Annotated in this window: 13 protein-coding genes; 11 read left to right on the top strand and 2 right to left on the bottom strand. The window is 73.3% G+C overall.

Annotation, left to right across the window (positions count from 1 at the left end; genetic code table 11):
* Positions 1-415: 415 nt before the first annotated feature.
* Positions 416-1,225, bottom strand: a complete 810-nt coding sequence (locus IE318_RS33575) for an NAD-dependent epimerase/dehydratase family protein (RefSeq protein ID WP_189906434.1) — start codon at positions 1,223-1,225, stop codon at positions 416-418.
* A gap of 228 nt (positions 1,226-1,453) precedes the next feature.
* Between IE318_RS33575 and IE318_RS33570 the strand changes: the two genes are divergently transcribed.
* Positions 1,454-2,404, top strand: coding sequence for a 5-dehydro-4-deoxyglucarate dehydratase (locus tag IE318_RS33570; protein WP_189906432.1), 951 nt, complete (start codon positions 1,454-1,456; stop codon positions 2,402-2,404).
* On the top strand, positions 2,401-3,567 hold the full coding sequence (locus IE318_RS33565; protein WP_189906430.1) for a hypothetical protein: 1,167 nt from the start codon (positions 2,401-2,403) through the stop codon (positions 3,565-3,567). Before IE318_RS33570 ends, IE318_RS33565 begins: the two co-directional genes overlap by 4 nt.
* Before the next feature lie 139 nt (positions 3,568-3,706).
* Here IE318_RS33565 and IE318_RS33560 read toward each other — a convergent pair whose 3' ends face one another.
* Positions 3,707-4,951: an MFS transporter gene (locus IE318_RS33560; RefSeq protein ID WP_189906428.1), complete on the bottom strand. Its 1,245-nt coding sequence runs from the start codon at positions 4,949-4,951 to the stop codon at positions 3,707-3,709.
* A gap of 156 nt (positions 4,952-5,107) precedes the next feature.
* Between IE318_RS33560 and IE318_RS33555 the strand changes: the two genes are divergently transcribed.
* From IE318_RS33555 to IE318_RS33515, 9 genes are all read left to right on the top strand, one after another.
* Positions 5,108-5,707, top strand: coding sequence for a TIGR03086 family metal-binding protein (locus IE318_RS33555; RefSeq protein WP_030180030.1), 600 nt, complete (start codon positions 5,108-5,110; stop codon positions 5,705-5,707).
* Positions 5,708-5,939: 232 nt separating this feature from the next.
* Entirely contained in the window at positions 5,940-6,596 is a 657-nt protein-coding gene (locus IE318_RS33550; RefSeq protein WP_030180032.1) for a GntR family transcriptional regulator, read from the top strand.
* On the top strand, positions 6,593-7,516 hold the full coding sequence (locus tag IE318_RS33545) for a dihydrodipicolinate synthase family protein (protein WP_189906426.1): 924 nt from the start codon (positions 6,593-6,595) through the stop codon (positions 7,514-7,516). Before IE318_RS33550 ends, IE318_RS33545 begins: the two co-directional genes overlap by 4 nt.
* On the top strand, positions 7,513-9,243 hold the full coding sequence (gene araD / locus IE318_RS33540; RefSeq protein WP_189906424.1) for an L-arabinonate dehydratase: 1,731 nt from the start codon (positions 7,513-7,515) through the stop codon (positions 9,241-9,243). The genes IE318_RS33545 and araD overlap by 4 nt, the downstream gene beginning before the upstream one ends.
* 167 nt (positions 9,244-9,410) lie before the next feature.
* Entirely contained in the window at positions 9,411-10,346 is a 936-nt protein-coding gene (locus IE318_RS33535) for a carbohydrate ABC transporter permease (protein ID WP_189906423.1), read from the top strand.
* Entirely contained in the window at positions 10,343-11,227 is an 885-nt protein-coding gene (locus tag IE318_RS33530; protein WP_030180041.1) for a carbohydrate ABC transporter permease, read from the top strand. Before IE318_RS33535 ends, IE318_RS33530 begins: the two co-directional genes overlap by 4 nt.
* Positions 11,224-12,441 (top strand): Gfo/Idh/MocA family protein, encoded by a 1,218-nt coding sequence (locus IE318_RS33525; RefSeq protein WP_189906421.1) that lies wholly within the window; start codon positions 11,224-11,226, stop codon positions 12,439-12,441. The genes IE318_RS33530 and IE318_RS33525 overlap by 4 nt, the downstream gene beginning before the upstream one ends.
* Entirely contained in the window at positions 12,438-13,283 is an 846-nt protein-coding gene (locus IE318_RS33520; RefSeq protein ID WP_189906418.1) for a DUF6807 domain-containing protein, read from the top strand. The genes IE318_RS33525 and IE318_RS33520 overlap by 4 nt, the downstream gene beginning before the upstream one ends.
* Positions 13,280-14,818, top strand: coding sequence for a glycoside hydrolase family 43 protein (locus tag IE318_RS33515; RefSeq protein WP_189906416.1), 1,539 nt, complete (start codon positions 13,280-13,282; stop codon positions 14,816-14,818). The genes IE318_RS33520 and IE318_RS33515 overlap by 4 nt, the downstream gene beginning before the upstream one ends.
* Positions 14,819-14,872 lie beyond the last annotated feature (54 nt).

Below are 14,872 nucleotides of genomic sequence, written 5' to 3'. Positions count from 1 at the left end.
GTCCGGGTCCGCCGCCCGTCCGGGTCCGCCGCCCGTCCGGGTCCGCCGCCCGTCCGGGTCCGCCGCCCGTCCGGGTCTTCCACCCGCCCAGGTCCTCCGACCGTCCCGGGGCCGAGGCCTCGACGGTCGCCCGCACCTCCGCCGCGCTCTGCCGGCACTCGCCGTCCGGCGGCAGGGCCGCGCGCGGCGGGGGCGTGGGCGTGCAGGGAGGTCGTACAACCAGCGGCGACGTGGGCGACGGGACGGCCGGAGCGGACACGTTCGACGAGCAGCCGCCTGCCGTGAACGGTCAGCCGGGCATTACGGTGGGACACGAAGGCCTCCGTGCGGTGAAGATTCGACACCTCCACCACACACGGGGGCCTTCGCCACGATCAAGACCGGCCCGCGTTAGCAACGCTCGTGATCAATACACCTAGTACGGCCAGATCGGCGGGTCGGTGACGAAGTGGCCGCCCAGGCAGGCGTGCGCCGGGTTGCCCGGGTCCAGCTCGCCCTGCTCGGCGATCAGCTTCTCGGCGTACGGCTCGGAGTCGTCCTGCGGCTCGTAGCCCAGCGCCCGCGCGCTGGTGAGGTCCCACCACAGGCGGGTGTTGGCGGAGGAGCCGTAGACGACGGTGTGGCCGACGTGCTCGGCGGTCAGGGCCGCGTGGAAGAGGCGGGCGCCGTCGGCGGGGCTCATCCACATCGAGAGCATGCGCACGCTGGTCGGCTCGGGGAAGCAGGAGCCGATGCGCACCGAGACGGTCTCCAGGCCGTGCCGGTCCCAGTAGAGCTGGGCCAGGTCCTCGCCGAAGGACTTCGACAGGCCGTAGAAGGTGTCGGGGCGGCGCGGGGTGTCGACGGGGATCAGCGGGTCGTCGTCCTGCGGCCGGGGGGTGTAGCCGACGGCATGGTTGGAGGAGGCGAAGACGATCCGGCCGACGCCCTCCTCGCGGGCCGCCTCGTACAGGTTGTACGTCCCCTCGATGTTCGCCCGGAGGATCTTCTCGAACGGGGCTTCCAGGGAGATGCCCGCGAGGTGGATGATCGCGTCGACGCCCCGGACCGCCTCGCGCAGGGCCGCCCGGTCCGAGAGGTCCGCGGTGATCGCCTCCGGCTCGTCCTCGATCGGCCGGACGTCGAGGAGGCGCAGCGCGTAGCCGTACTCGGGCAGCAGGCCCCGCATCAGGGTGCCGAGCCCGCCGGCGGCGCCGGTGAGCAGAACGGTGCGGGGAGCGGGCATCCTCGGATCTCCTTCAGTCGGCAGACCGCATGTGTAGACGGCATTCACATGCGTGGACACGCTAAGGATGTGGGTCGCACCGCGTCAAGTGTGGCGCGGAGGCGCGGATTCCGCCGCCGTGTTGCCGGTTCGCGCGCTTGACCGGCGCCGATGGGGCCCTTTAGCGTGGGATCGTTCATAAATATGGACGCTAATCAGAAACGTGAGCGCCTGCCCTAGGGAGAGCCCGTGCCGTCAGCCCCCCTCGCCGAACGACTCAGCATCCCCAGCGGGCCGCTGTTCTTCCCCGTCACCGCCTACGGCCCGGACGGCTCCCTCGACCTCGACGCCTACCGCACCCATGTGCGCCGCGGCGTCGAGGCGGGCGCCGCCGCCGTCTTCGCCTGCTGCGGCACCGGGGAGTTCCACGCGCTCACCCCCGAGGAGTTCGAAGCCTGCGTCCGCGCGGCCGTGGAGGTGACCGAAGGGCGCGTACCGGTCGTGGCGGGCGCCGGATACGGCACCGCGCTCGCCGTCCGCTACGCACGGCTCGCCGAGGCCGCCGGCGCGGACGGGCTGCTCGCCATGCCGCCCTATCTGGTGGTCGCCGGCCAGGAGGGACTGCTGCGCCACTACCGCGAGCTGACCGCCGCGACCGCCCTGCCCGTCATCGTCTACCAGCGCGACAACGCCGTCTTCACCCCGGAGACGGCGGTCGAACTGGCCCGCACGGAGGGCATCATCGGCCTCAAGGACGGCGTCGGCGACCTGGACCTCATGCAGCGGATCGTCAGCGCCGTCCGCAGCGAGGTCCCCGGCGACTTCCTGTACTTCAACGGCCTGCCCACCGCCGAGCAGACCCAGCTGGCCTACCGCGGCATCGGCATCGGCCTCTACTCCTCCGCCGTCTTCTGCTTCGCCCCCGAGATCGCCCTCGCCTTCCACAGGGCGCTGCGCGACGGCGACGACGCCACCGCGCACCGGCTGCTGGACGGCTTCTACCGCCCGTTCGTCGAACTGCGCGCCCGGGGCAAGGGCTACGCCGTCTCCCTGGTCAAGGCGGGCGTACGGCTGCGCGGACTGGACGTGGGCGAGGTGCGCCCGCCGCTGCACGAACCGGCCGAGGACCACGTCAAGCAGCTCGCCCACCTGATCGAGCGGGGCCAGGCGCTGCTGACGGAGGAAGGGGACCGCGCGTGAGGACGTCGGCGTTCGTCTACCCGTGGGACGTGGTCGGCGACCCGGCGGCGCCGGCCCGCATCGCCGCGCTCGGCGTCGAGCAGGTGACGCTCGCCGCCGCCTACCACTCCACCCGCGCCCTGACCCCTCGCCACCCGCGCCACCGCGTGGTCACCGCCGAGCACGCCGCCGTGCTCTACCCGCCCGGCGACCACTGGGCGGGCCGCACCCTCCGGCCGTACCCGGCCGGCGACTGGGCGCCCGGGGACGCCTACGGCGAGGCGGCGGCGGCCCTCGCCGAGGCGGGCCTGGACGTGCACACCTGGGTGATCCTCGCCCACAACTCCCGCCTGGGCGCCGAGCACCCGGACACCTCGGTCGTCAACGCCTACGGCGACCGCTACCCGTGGGCGCCGTGCATCGCCCAGCCCGCCACGCGCGCGTACCTGGTCGACCTGGCCGCCGAGGCCGCCGTACGGCCCGGGGCGCGCGGCACCGAACTGGAGTCCCTCGGCTGGTACGGGCTCGCCCATCTGCACGCCCACGACAAGACCGCGGGCGTCGCCCTCGGCGAGGCCGGGCAGTACCTCATGTCCCTGTGCTTCTGCCCGGCCTGCCGCGCGGGCTACGGCGAACGCGGCCTGGACCCCGAGGAGCTGGCCGCCGCGGTACGCACCGCCCTGGAACCGGTCTGGCAGGGCGCGGCGCCCTCCGATGGAGGCTGGGCGGGCGTCGAGAAGCTGCTCGGCGAGACCATGGCGGCCGTCACCCGCGCCTGGCGCGACGACACCGCCCGCACACTCCAGGAGGCGGCGGTCGCCGCCGTCCGCGCGGCGGCCCCCGCCGGCTTCCAGGTGCTGCTGCACGCCGACCCAGTCTCCTACCACTGCGGCGCCAACGCCGGCGTCGACCCCGCCCACATCCTGTCCGTCGCCGACGGCGTGGTGGTGCCCTGCACGGGCGGTGCGGGCCTCCTCACCCCGTTCGCCGACCAGGACCGCGCCGGTGCCGTGCTCGCCGCCAACCTGACCATCGTCTCCGGCATGGGCGGCAGACCGGACACCCTGGCCCAGGACGCCGACCGCGCCCGAAGTCTCGGCGCGACCGAACTGCGCCTGTACCACGTCGGATTGGCGTCGGACGGCGACCTGGCGGCGGTGCGCTCGGCGCTCGCCGGGCTGTGAGCCGGGGCTGCCGCTGTTCCGGAGCGGAGGGCGGGGTGGTGTCCTGTGCGACCACGGTGTCCCGTACGGGGGTGGCCGGGATGCGCCGGGGACGTGGGCCGTGCACGGACCCGGTCGTGGCCGAAGCGCGGCGGGTGGGTCATGTCGGGTCGGCGTCGGACGGCGACCCGGCGGCGGTGCGCTCGGCGCTCGCCGGGCTGTGAGCCAGGGCTGCCGCCGTCACCAGCAGGCCGATGCCCAGCAGGAGCAGCAGCGCGCGCTGGTCGACGGCCTCGACCAGTCCGGCCCCCGCCGCGAGCCCGACGACGTTCGGCACGAAGACCAGCGTGTGGGCGGTGGCGGCCACCCGGCCGACCAGTTCCGCCGGTGTCTCGCGCTGCACGGTGGTGAACACGGCGATCAGCACGCACGGCAGCCCCGCGCCGATCGCCGCACTGCCGGCCAGGGCCGCCGGGTCGTGCGGCACCGCCCGGACGGCCACCCCGGCCGCCGTGAGGGCGATCCCGTACACCACGAACCGGCGCCCGCCCAGGACGCGCAGCCCCGCACCCGAGAGCAGCCCGGCCGCGATCGACCCGGTGCCCTGCACGGCGTACAGCACCCCGGCGTACGCCGGAGCGTGCCCGAGGGCGTCCACGACCGCGTAGACCAGCGCCCCGTTCAGGCCCGCGCACAGCATCGTGGCGCCCCCGGCCAGCACCAGGGGCCGCAGCCGCGGGTGCGCCCACAGCCGGCGGGCGCCGTCCGCGGTCTGCTCCCACCAGGTACGGGCCGGCCGTGCCGGCTTCTCCTCGCGCAGCCGCAACCGCGCGTACAGGACCGCGGCGAGCACGAACGTGACCGCGTCCAGCAGGGCCACCGACCCGCCGCCGTAGGCCGCGTACAGGCCCGCGCCCGCCAGCGGGGCGACCAGCTTCATGCCCTCCGTCGCGGCCGTGCGCAGCCCGTTGAAGTCGCCGAGCAGCGCCGGTGAGACGGCCGAGGCGACCAGCGCCGACCCCGCCGCGTCCTCCACGACGCCCGTGGCGCCGTAGAGGAGCAGCACCGCGTACAGCAGCCAGACACGGCCGGGGGAGCCGACGGCGAGGAGGACGGGCAGGACGGCCGCGAGCAGCAGGTTCGCACCGACCAGCAGGGGCCTGCGGCGGACGCGGTCGGCGAGCGTGCCCAGCAGCGGTCCGGCCAGGGCCGGCGCCCACATCGCGAGCAGGCACAGCGCGGCGAGCCCGTCGGAGCCGGTGAGGTCCTTCACCCACACCCCGCAGGCCAGCCACAGCGCCGACGAGCCGAAGCCGGAGATCACCACCGCCGCCAGGCACAGGCCGGCCGCACGGTCCCGCAGCACCCGGAGCACCGTCCACTCGGTCGTCCCGATCGTCCTCATACCTGGCGATCGTGGTCCTAAGGCCCCCTCGTACGGATGGGGCAGATGCCGTAAGCCGGGGTGCCGCCGCCTCCCTCTCCGGCGGCGTGCGATGAGTTCCGGGGCCGGGGAGGGTCTGAACTTCAGGAAGGACTCGACCGGAACGAGGAGCAGCCGATGAACGACACGATCTTCGACCTGGGCCCGCAGACCCGGGCCGTGGCACGGCTGGCGGAGGGCGTGCGCGACGAGCAGCTCGCCGGCCCCACGCCGTGTCCGGACCTGGCGACCCGGAACCTGCTGGGGCACCTGCTGGGCCTGGCGGTGGCCTTCCGCGACGCCGGGCGCAAACACCTGGGCGTCACCACGGACACGCCCCCGAACACCGCCGTGCCCGACATCGGCCCCGCCTGGCGCGAAGAGCTCCCGAAGGCACTCGACGACCTCGCCGAGATCTGGCGCGACCCGGCCGCCTGGACCGGCATGACCCGCGCGGGCGGCGTGGACCTGCCCGGCGAGGTCGCCGGCGCCGTCGTCGCCGACGAACTGGTGATCCACGGCTGGGACCTGGCACGCGCCACCGGCCAGGAGTACGAGCCGGACCCGGCGGCGCTGCGGGCGGCGTACGGCTTCCTGCACGCGGCGGCGGGCGACGGCCTCGCCCGCGGCCGTGGCATCTTCGGCCCCGTCGTGCCCGTCCCCGAGGACGCCCCGCTGCTGGACCGCGCGCTGGGGCTGAGCGGACGGGACCCGCGCTGGAGCCCCCGGCTGCCCTGACCGCCCGCGCAGGTCCGGTCCTCCGACGCGTCCGCGCTCTGCGCCGGAAGCCGCCCGCCGGCTCTGGGCGCCGAGCGCGCGCCGGAGACCGCCCGTCAGAACCGTCCGCCCGAAACCGTCCGGCCCATCTTTGTCAGAAGCATTGACGGAACGCCGCGCCCCTCTTACCTTCATCGCGTCGTACTCCATACGTCATATATGAGACGCGATACGCGAGATCCGAGAGGCGCGCATGACCTCTGTGCCCACCCCGATCCCGTCCCGCACGCAGTTCGTGCTGGAGGAGATCAAACGCCGCATCCTCACCGGGCAGTTGACGCCGGGCCAAGCCCTGGTCGAGACCGAGCTCGCCGCACAGTTCGGGGTGTCCAAGACCCCGGTGCGCGAGGCGCTCAAGACCCTGGCCGGCACCGGGCTGCTGGTGATGAGCCAGTACAAGGGCGCCACGGTGCGCATGGTGGACGCGGACATGGCGCGCGAGGTCTACGACGTGCGGCTCCTGCTGGAGCCCGAGGCCCTGAAGCGCTCGGTCCGGCGCGGGGCCTCCCTGGACGCCGCCCAGGACGCGCTGCGCCGCGCAGACGAGGCCGCCGACACCGCCGAACGCTCCCTCGCCAACCGCGAGTTCCACCGCGCGCTGTACCTGCCCTGCGGCAACCCGCTGCTCGGCCGGATGCTCGACGAGGTCCGCGACCAGGCCGCCCTCGTCTCCGCCGTCGCCTGGTCCGCCGACCCCTCCTGGGAGCGGGAGGCCGCCGAACACCGGGAGATCCTGCGGCTCGCCCTGGCCGGTGACGCCGACGGCGCGGCCCGGGCCCTGCACTCCCACATCGCGTCGTTCGTGCACCGGGCCTTCCCCGGGGTCCTCGACGAGGAAGGCGGACAATGACCAGCGCCGCGTTCGACACCCGGTTCGAGACCCAGCGGGCGGCCCTGGCCGACGTGGTGGCGATCCCGGTGACCCCGTTCGCCGAGGACGGCCGCATCGACCAGGACACCCACCGGGCGCTGCTGCGCCGCCTCCTCGACGGCGGCGTCACCACCCTCACCCCGTGCGGCAACACCGGCGAGTTCTACGCCCTGACCGCTCCGGAGCGGCGGCTGGTCACCCAACTGACCGTCGAGGAGGCCGGGGACCGCGCGAGCATCCTCGTCGGGGTCGGCCACGACGTGCCCACCGCCGTCGCCTCCGCCCGGCACGCCCGCGAACTGGGCGCGCAGATGATCATGGTCCACCAGCCCGTCCACCCCTACGTCTCCCAGGCCGGCTGGGTCGACTACCACCGCGCCATCGCCGAGGCCGTGCCCGAGCTGGGCGTCGTCCCCTACATCCGCAACGCCCAGCTGCCCGGCGCCCGCCTCGCCGAACTCGCCGACGCCTGCCCGAACGTGATCGGTGTGAAGTACGCCGTCCCGGACGCGGCCCGGTTCGCCGCCTTCGCCCGGGACGCGGGACTCGACCGCTTCGTGTGGGTGGCCGGGCTCGCCGAGCCCTACGCCCCCTCCTACTTCTCCGCGGGCGCCACCGGCTTCACCTCCGGCCTGGTCAACGTCGCCCCCGCCGTCTCCCTGAACATGCTCCAGTCGCTGCGGGCCGGCGACTACCCGGCCGCGATGAAGGTGTGGGAGCAGATCCGCCGCTTCGAGGAGCTGCGTGCCGAGGGCGGCTCCGCCAACAACGTCACCGTGGTCAAGGAGGCCCTCGCCTCGCTCGGCCTGTGCCGGCGGGACGTGCGCCCGCCGAGCAAGCCGCTGCCCGAGAGCGAGCGCGCCGAGGTCGCCGCCATCACCGCGGGGTGGTCGATATGACCGCCCGCAAGCGCCCGGAGGAGCTGCGCAGCCACCAGTGGTACGGCACCGACGGCCTGCGCTCCTTCAGCCACCGCGCCCGCACCCGCCAGCTCGGCTATCTGCCCGAGGAGCACCTGGGCAAGCCGGTCGTCGCGATCCTCAACACCTGGTCCGACATCAACCCCTGCCACGTCCACCTGCGCGACCGCGCCCAGGCCGTCAAGCGCGGGGTGTGGCAGGCCGGCGGCTTCCCGCTGGAGTTCCCGGTCTCCACCCTGAGCGAGACCTTCCAGAAGCCCACCCCGATGCTCTACCGCAACATGCTCGCGATGGAGACCGAGGAGCTGCTGCGGTCCTATCCGGTCGACGGCGCGGTGCTGATGGGCGGCTGCGACAAGTCCACTCCCGCCCTCCTCATGGGCGCCGCCTCCGTCGACCTGCCCACCGTCTTCGTGCCGGCCGGTCCCATGCTTCCCGGCCACTGGCGGGGCGAGGTCCTCGGCTCCGGCACCGACATGTGGAAGTACTGGGACGACAAGCGCGCCGGTCTGATCGGCGACTGCGAGATGACCGAGCTGGAGAGCGGACTCGCCCGTTCCCCCGGCCACTGCATGACGATGGGTACGGCGTCGACCCTCACCGCCGCCGCCGAGGCCCTGGGCGTCACCGTCCCCGGCGCCTCCAGCATCCCCGCCGTGGACTCCGGGCACGACCGGATGGCGGCCCGGGCCGGCCTGACGATCGTCGAACTGGTCCACAAGGACCGGAAGCTGTCCGAGATCCTCACCCCCGAGGCCTTCGAGGACGCCGTCACCACGGTCCTCGGCCTCGGCGGCTCCACCAACGCGGTGATCCACCTGATCGCCATGGCGGGCCGGGCAGGGGTGAGGCTCACTCTCGACGACTTCGACCGCATCGCCCGCACCGTCCCGGTCCTCGCCAACGTCCGCCCCGGCGGCGAGCGGTACCTCATGGAGGACTTCCACTTCGCGGGCGGCCTGCCGGGATTCCTCTCCCGCATCCCGGACCTGCTCCACCTGGACCGGCCGACCGTCTCGTACGACACCCTGCGCGAGCAGATCGCCGGGGCACAGGTGCACGACGACGACGTGATCCGGCCCCGGGACAACCCGGTCGCGGACGAGGGCGGGGTCGCCGTGCTGCGCGGCAACCTCTGCCCGGACGGCGCCGTCATCAAGCACATCGCCGCCGAAGCGCACCTGCTCAAGCACACCGGGCCCGCCGTCGTCTTCGACGACTACCGGCAGATGCAGCGGACCATCAACGACCCGTCGCTGAACATCACCGCCGACAGCGTGCTGGTGCTCCGCAACGCCGGTCCCAAGGGCGGACCGGGCATGCCCGAGTACGGCATGCTCCCCATCCCCGACCACCTCCTGAAGCAGGGCGTGCGGGACATGGTGCGGATCTCCGACGCCCGGATGAGCGGCACCAGTTACGGCGCCTGCGTGCTGCACGTGGCTCCGGAGTCGTATGTCGGCGGACCCCTCGCTCTCGTGCGCACCGGGGACCTGATCACCCTGGACGTCGAGGCCCGCACCCTGCATCTCCGCGTGGACGACGAGGAGATGGCGCGGCGCAGGGCCGCCTGGACGCCGCCGCCCACGCGCTACGAGCGCGGCTACGGCGCCCTCTACCACGACCAGATCACCCAGGCCGACACCGGCTGCGACTTCGAGTTCCTTTCCCGGCCGGGCAAGGTGCCGGACCCGTACGCCGGCTGACCCACATATCCAGAGAAGTGAAGTGCTTCACCCATGTGTACGTAGCAAGCGCTTCCTACGGCCCCTTGTAAGTGCCCCACCGCTGTGAGTGCCCGCCCGTCACCCGACCACCACCCCTCACGGACGCCCTCCGGGCGGCCGCTTCTGATCGCGAACGGAGAACAGTCATGGCCCAAGCCGCAGCCGTGGCGAAACCGCCCGCGCCACCCCGGCGGCGCCGTGCCTCCGCCACGCCGCGCAGGCTCCCCTACCTGCTGATCGCCCCGGCCGCCCTGCTGATGCTGGGCTTCATCGCGTATCCGGTGCTCAGCGTCTTCTACTACAGCCTGCGGAACTACAACCCCACCAAGCCGTGGCGGAACGGCTTCGCGGGCCTCGACAACTTCACGCAGATCTTCTCGCACGACCCCCAGTTCTGGGACACGCTGACCTTCAGCGCCAAGTGGGTCGTGGTCGAGGTCGGGTTGCAACTGCTGTTCGGCCTGGCGCTGGCCCTGATCGTCAACCAGACCTTCGTCGGGCGGGCGCTGGGACGCGCCCTCGTCTTCTCCCCGTGGGCCGTCTCCGGTGTGCTGACCTCCGCGATCTGGGTGCTGCTCTACAACTCCCAGACGGGCATCACCCGTTACCTCGCCGACATGGGCATGGGCTCCTACGGCACCAGCTGGCTGTCGGACACCTCGACGGTGTTCCCGGCGGCGGTGGTCGCGGACCTGTGGCGCGGTGTCCCCTTCTTCGCGATCCTCATCCTCGCCGACCTCCAGTCCGTCTCCAAGGACCTCTACGAGGCCGCCGAGGTCGACGGGGCGAGCCGGCTCAAGCAGTTCCGGCACATCACCCTGCCCCATCTGAAGGACGCCATCGTCCTGTCCACGCTGCTGCGCGCGGTGTGGGAGTTCAACAACGTCGACCTGCTCTACACCCTCACCGGCGGCGGCCCGGCGGGCGAGACCACCACCCTGCCGCTCTACATCGCCAACACCAGCGTCGACGCCCACAACTTCGGCTACGCGTCCGCCCTGACCACGGTGGCGTTCGTGATCCTGCTCTTCTGCTCGATCGTCTATCTGCGGCTGAGCAAGTTCGGAGGTGAGTCCAAGTGATCACCGAGATCGCCCCGGCACCCGAGCGCGTGGTGTCCCGGCAGACCCGGCCGCGCACCCGGCGCCGCGCCTGGGACGAGGTCCCGCGCTGGCAGATCTATCTGCCGCTCTCGATCTATCTGCTGTTCACCCTGATCCCGTTCTACTGGATCCTGCTGTTCGCCCTGCGCCCGGCCGGGTCCACCTCCCTGGTCCCCTGGCCGGTCACCTTCGACCACTTCGAGAAGGTGTGGACCGAGCGGAGCTTCGGCACCTACTTCCAGAACAGCGTCCTGGTGGGCCTGGCCACCCTGGTCCTGACCACCGTCGTCGCGCTGGCCGGCGGCTACGCCCTGGCCCGGTTCGACTTCCGGATCAAGCGCGCCTTCATGCTCGCCCTGCTCTGCTCGCAGTTCGTGCCCGGCGCGCTGCTGCTGGTCCCGCTCTTCCAGATCTTCGCCAAGCTGTCCATGATCAACTCGCTGGGCAGTGTCGTCATCGCCGAGACCGTCTTCCAGCTGCCGCTGTCGATGATCCTGATCAGCGGCTTCATCCGGAACGTGCCGCCCTCCCTGGAGGAGGCCGCCTGGGTGGACGGCTGCACCCGCTTCGCCGCCTTCCGGATCGTCGTGCTGCCGCTGCTGCGGCCCGGGCTGGTCGCCGTCGGCTCCTTCGCCTTCGTGCACGCCTGGAACCACTTCCTGTTCGCCCTGATGTTCCTCTCCGACCAGAGCAAGCAGACCATCCCCGTCGGCCTCAACACCCTGATGAGCGCGGACAGCGTCGACCTGGGCGCCCTGGCCGCCGGCGGCATCGTCGCCGCCGTACCCGTGGTGATCGTGTTCGCCTTCATCCAGAAGTGGCTGATCACCGGCTTCAGCGCGGGGGCGGTGAAGGGATGACGACCACAGCGACGACCACCGCGACAACCTCCGCGGCGGCGACCACGACGACCACCGCGGCGACCCCCACGACCCCACTGCCCCTGGTGCTGGCCGGCGCCCGCGGCCACGGCCGCTGGCACCTGGACAACATCCGCCGGCTCCAGGCCGAAGGGCTGGTCCGGCTGGCCGGGATCTGCGAACTGACTCCGCTCACCGAGGCGGAGCTCCCCGAAGGGATCGGCACACCGGCACAGTCCGCCGACTTCGGTGCACTCCTGGACGCCACGGGCGCGCGGATCGCCGTGATCTGCACCCCCATTCCCACCCACACCGAGCTGGCGCTCGCCGCGGCCCGGCGGGGCGTGCACCTGCTGCTGGAGAAGCCGCCCGCCCCCTCCTACGCCGAGTTCCGCCGCATGGCCGACGGCGTCGCCGCGGCCGGTGTCGCCTGCCAGATCGGCTTCCAGTCGCTCGGCTCGCACGCCGTCCCGGCGATCCGGGAGCTGATCGACCAGGGCGCGATCGGGCGGGTCGCCGGCGTCGGCGGAGCGGGCGCCTGGGCGCGCGACGAGGCGTACTACCGGCGCGCCCCCTGGGCGGGCAGGCGCCGCCTGAACGGCGTCGACGTGGTCGACGGGGTACTCACCAACCCCCTCGCGCACGCCACCGCCACCGCCCTCGCCCTGGTCGGCACCACCGGCGCCGGCGACGTCACCGGCATCGAGACCGAGCTGTGGCGGGCCAACGCCGTCGAGTCCGACGACACCTCCTGCGTGCGGGTCACCACCGCCCGCGGCCCGGTCACCATCGCCGCGACCCTGTGCGCCGAGCGCCCGGACGAGCCGTACGTCCTGGTGCACGGCGGCAGCGGCCGGATCACCTTCTGGTACAAGCAGGACCGCGTACTGGTGCAGCGGGCCGGACACGGTCCGGAGGAGCTCCACTTCGGCCGGACCGACCTGCTGGAGAACCTCGTCGCCCATCTCACCGCCGGCGCCGAGCTGCTGGTCCCGCCCGCGTCGACGGACGCGTTCATGCGGGTCGTGGAGGCGGTCCGCACCGCCCCCGACCCCGAGCCGCTGCCCGCCGGGGCCTGGCGGACCCTCCCCGGGGAGCGGCGCCGGGTCGTGCCGGGCGTCGACGGGCTCGTCGCGGCCGCCGCCGACACCCTCTCCCTCTACTCCGAGCTCGGCGCCCCCTGGGCCCCGTCGAAGGAGGTGACCGCCCGATGACGCCGAACGACTCCCTCGTGCTGCGTGTCGCGGGCCGTCCCGTCGCCCGCTACGTCACCCGTCCCGAGCTGCCCGTACGGCTCTCCCCGCGCCCTTATCTGCATCCCGTCACCACCCTGTCCGGCACGGCCGTCACCGAACTCGGCCCCGCCGACCATCTGCACCACCTCGGCGTCGGTGTCGCCGTTCCCGACGTCGAGGGGCACAACTTCTGGGGCGGCCGCACCTTCGTGCGCGGCCGGGGCTCGACCGAACTGGACAACCACGGCACCCAGCGGCACACCGGATTCCAGCTGCGCGACCCGGACGGCTTCGTCCAGGAGCTGCGCTGGGTGGCCGCGGGCCGCGAACTGCTGCGCGAGCGCCGTACCGTCACGGCCCTCGCCCTCACCGACACCGCCTGGGCGCTGGACTTCACCTTCTCGCTCACCAACGTCACCCAGGGGCCCGTGTCGCTGGGCAGCCCGGCCACCAACGGCCGCCCCGGCGCGGCCTACGGCGGCTTCTTCTGGCGCGCCCGCAAGGAGGACGAGCCCCCGCACGTCTTCACCCCCGACCGGGACGGCGAGGAGCAGGCGCACGGCAGCCGCGCCGACTGGCTGGCCCTGGCCGGCTCCGGCTGGACGCTGGTGTTCGCCGGGGCCACCGACACCACCCGCCGCGACGCGTGGTTCGTGCGCGCCGCAGAGTACCCGGGCGTGGGCTCGTCGCTGGCCCTTCAGGAGCGGCTGCCGGTGCCGCCCGGCGAGACCGTGGTCCGCCGGATCGTCACCGTCGTCGCCGACGGCCGCCTCGGCCGGGGCGAGGCCGGGGCGCTGGTCCGGAAGGCGGTGACCCCATGAGCCTGCCCAGCGCCCACCGCGGCGACGGCACCTACACCAACCCGGTCCTCGACGCCGACTGGTCCGACCCCGACGTGCTGCGCGTCGGCGACGACTACTACCTGACCGCCTCCAGCTTCGGCCGCGCCCCCGGCCTGCCGCTGCTGCACTCCCGCGACCTGGTCGACTGGACACTGATCGGCCACGCCCTCCAGCGTCTGGAGCCGGACGCCGAGTTCCGCTCCCCGCGCCACGACCGCGGGGTGTGGGCGCCGTCGCTGCGCCACCACGACGACCGCTTCTGGATCTTCTGGGGCGACCCCGACCAGGGCATCTTCCAGGTCAACGCCCCCTCGGTCCGCGGCCCGTGGACCCGCCCGCACCTGCTCAAGGCGGGCAAGGGCCTGATCGATCCCTGCCCGCTGTGGGACGACGAGACCGGCGAGGCCTACCTCGTGCACGCCTGGGCGAAGTCCCGCTCCGGGATCAAGAACCGGCTCACCGGCCACCGGATGCACCCCGACGGCACCGAACTCCTCGACGAGGGCAAGGTGATCGTCGACGCGGACCACATCCCCGGCTGGTTCACCCTCGAAGGCCCCAAGCTCTACCGGCACGACGGCTGGTTCTGGATCCTCGCCCCCGCCGGGGGAGTGGAGACCGGCTGGCAGGGCGCCTTCCGCTCGCGCGGCTTCTTCGGGCCGTACGAGGAGAAGGTCGTCCTGGAGCAGAAGGACACCGAGGTCAACGGCCCCCACCAGGGCGGCTGGGTGCGCACCCCGTCCGGCGAGGACTGGTTCCTGCACTTCCAGCAGCGCGGCGCCTACGGCCGTGTCGTGCACCTCCAGCCGATGCGCTGGGGCCTGGACGGCTGGCCGGTCATCGGCGACGACGGCGCCCCCGTCGCCGTCCACGCACGGCCCGCCCTGCCGTCGCAGCCGCCGGCCGCGCCCACCACCGACGACGACTTCCCCGGCGGACGGTACGGCCGGCAGTGGCAGTGGACCGCCAACCCCCGTCACGGCTGGGCCACCGAGCACTCCGGCGACGGCCTGCGGCTGACCTGCGTCCGCACGGCCGGCGCCCACGATCTGCGCACCCTGCCGCACGTCCTCACCCAGCGGCTGCCGGGCCGCCCCTGCGCGGTCGAGGTCGACCTGCGGCTGGACAGCGCCGGGCCCGGGGCCAGGGCCGGGCTGGCCGTCCTCGGCGACGCCTACTGCTGGATCGGGCTGGAGCGGCAGGCGGACGGGACGGCCCGCCTGGTGCACCGGTTCGCCGAACAGAGCGCCGACAGGGAACGGGACGCCGGCCGTCCGACGGCCGCGCCCGAGGCGCGGGCCCGGCTGCGCGTCGAGATCGGCGCGGGGGCGCGCTGCCGCTTCTCCTACGACCTCGGCGACGGGTTCCGGCCCTCCGGCCTGGTGTTCGCCGCCACCCCCTGGCGCTGGGTCGGCGCCCTGCTCGGCCTGTTCGCCCTCGCGCCCGCCGGTCAGGGACACGCCGGCGCGGCCGGCTTCACGCGGTTCCGCATCACCGCGCTGCCCGCTCACTGAGGCACGTGCGGACCCCCACAGCTCGAAGCACCCGTTGGATCCAGAAGAAGAGAG

Source organism: Streptomyces spiralis (genome assembly GCF_014654675.1).
Lineage (GTDB): Bacteria > Actinomycetota > Actinomycetes > Streptomycetales > Streptomycetaceae > Streptomyces > Streptomyces spiralis.
The sequence above is the reverse complement of the archived record's forward strand: the minus strand, read 5'-3'. Positions and strand labels throughout refer to the sequence as shown.

Coding starts and splice junctions, on each gene's coding strand:
- IE318_RS33575 (WP_189906434.1), bottom strand. CDS start 1,225: ATGCCCGCTCCCCGCACCGTTCTGCTCACCGGCGCCGCCGGCGGGCTC.
- IE318_RS33560 (WP_189906428.1), bottom strand. CDS start 4,951: ATGAGGACGATCGGGACGACCGAGTGGACGGTGCTCCGGGTGCTGCGG.
- IE318_RS33555 (WP_030180030.1), top strand. CDS start 5,108: ATGAACGACACGATCTTCGACCTGGGCCCGCAGACCCGGGCCGTGGCA.
- IE318_RS33550 (WP_030180032.1), top strand. CDS start 5,940: ATGACCTCTGTGCCCACCCCGATCCCGTCCCGCACGCAGTTCGTGCTG.
- IE318_RS33545 (WP_189906426.1), top strand. CDS start 6,593: ATGACCAGCGCCGCGTTCGACACCCGGTTCGAGACCCAGCGGGCGGCC.
- araD (WP_189906424.1), top strand. CDS start 7,513: ATGACCGCCCGCAAGCGCCCGGAGGAGCTGCGCAGCCACCAGTGGTAC.
- IE318_RS33535 (WP_189906423.1), top strand. CDS start 9,411: ATGGCCCAAGCCGCAGCCGTGGCGAAACCGCCCGCGCCACCCCGGCGG.
- IE318_RS33525 (WP_189906421.1), top strand. CDS start 11,224: ATGACGACCACAGCGACGACCACCGCGACAACCTCCGCGGCGGCGACC.
- IE318_RS33520 (WP_189906418.1), top strand. CDS start 12,438: ATGACGCCGAACGACTCCCTCGTGCTGCGTGTCGCGGGCCGTCCCGTC.
- IE318_RS33515 (WP_189906416.1), top strand. CDS start 13,280: ATGAGCCTGCCCAGCGCCCACCGCGGCGACGGCACCTACACCAACCCG.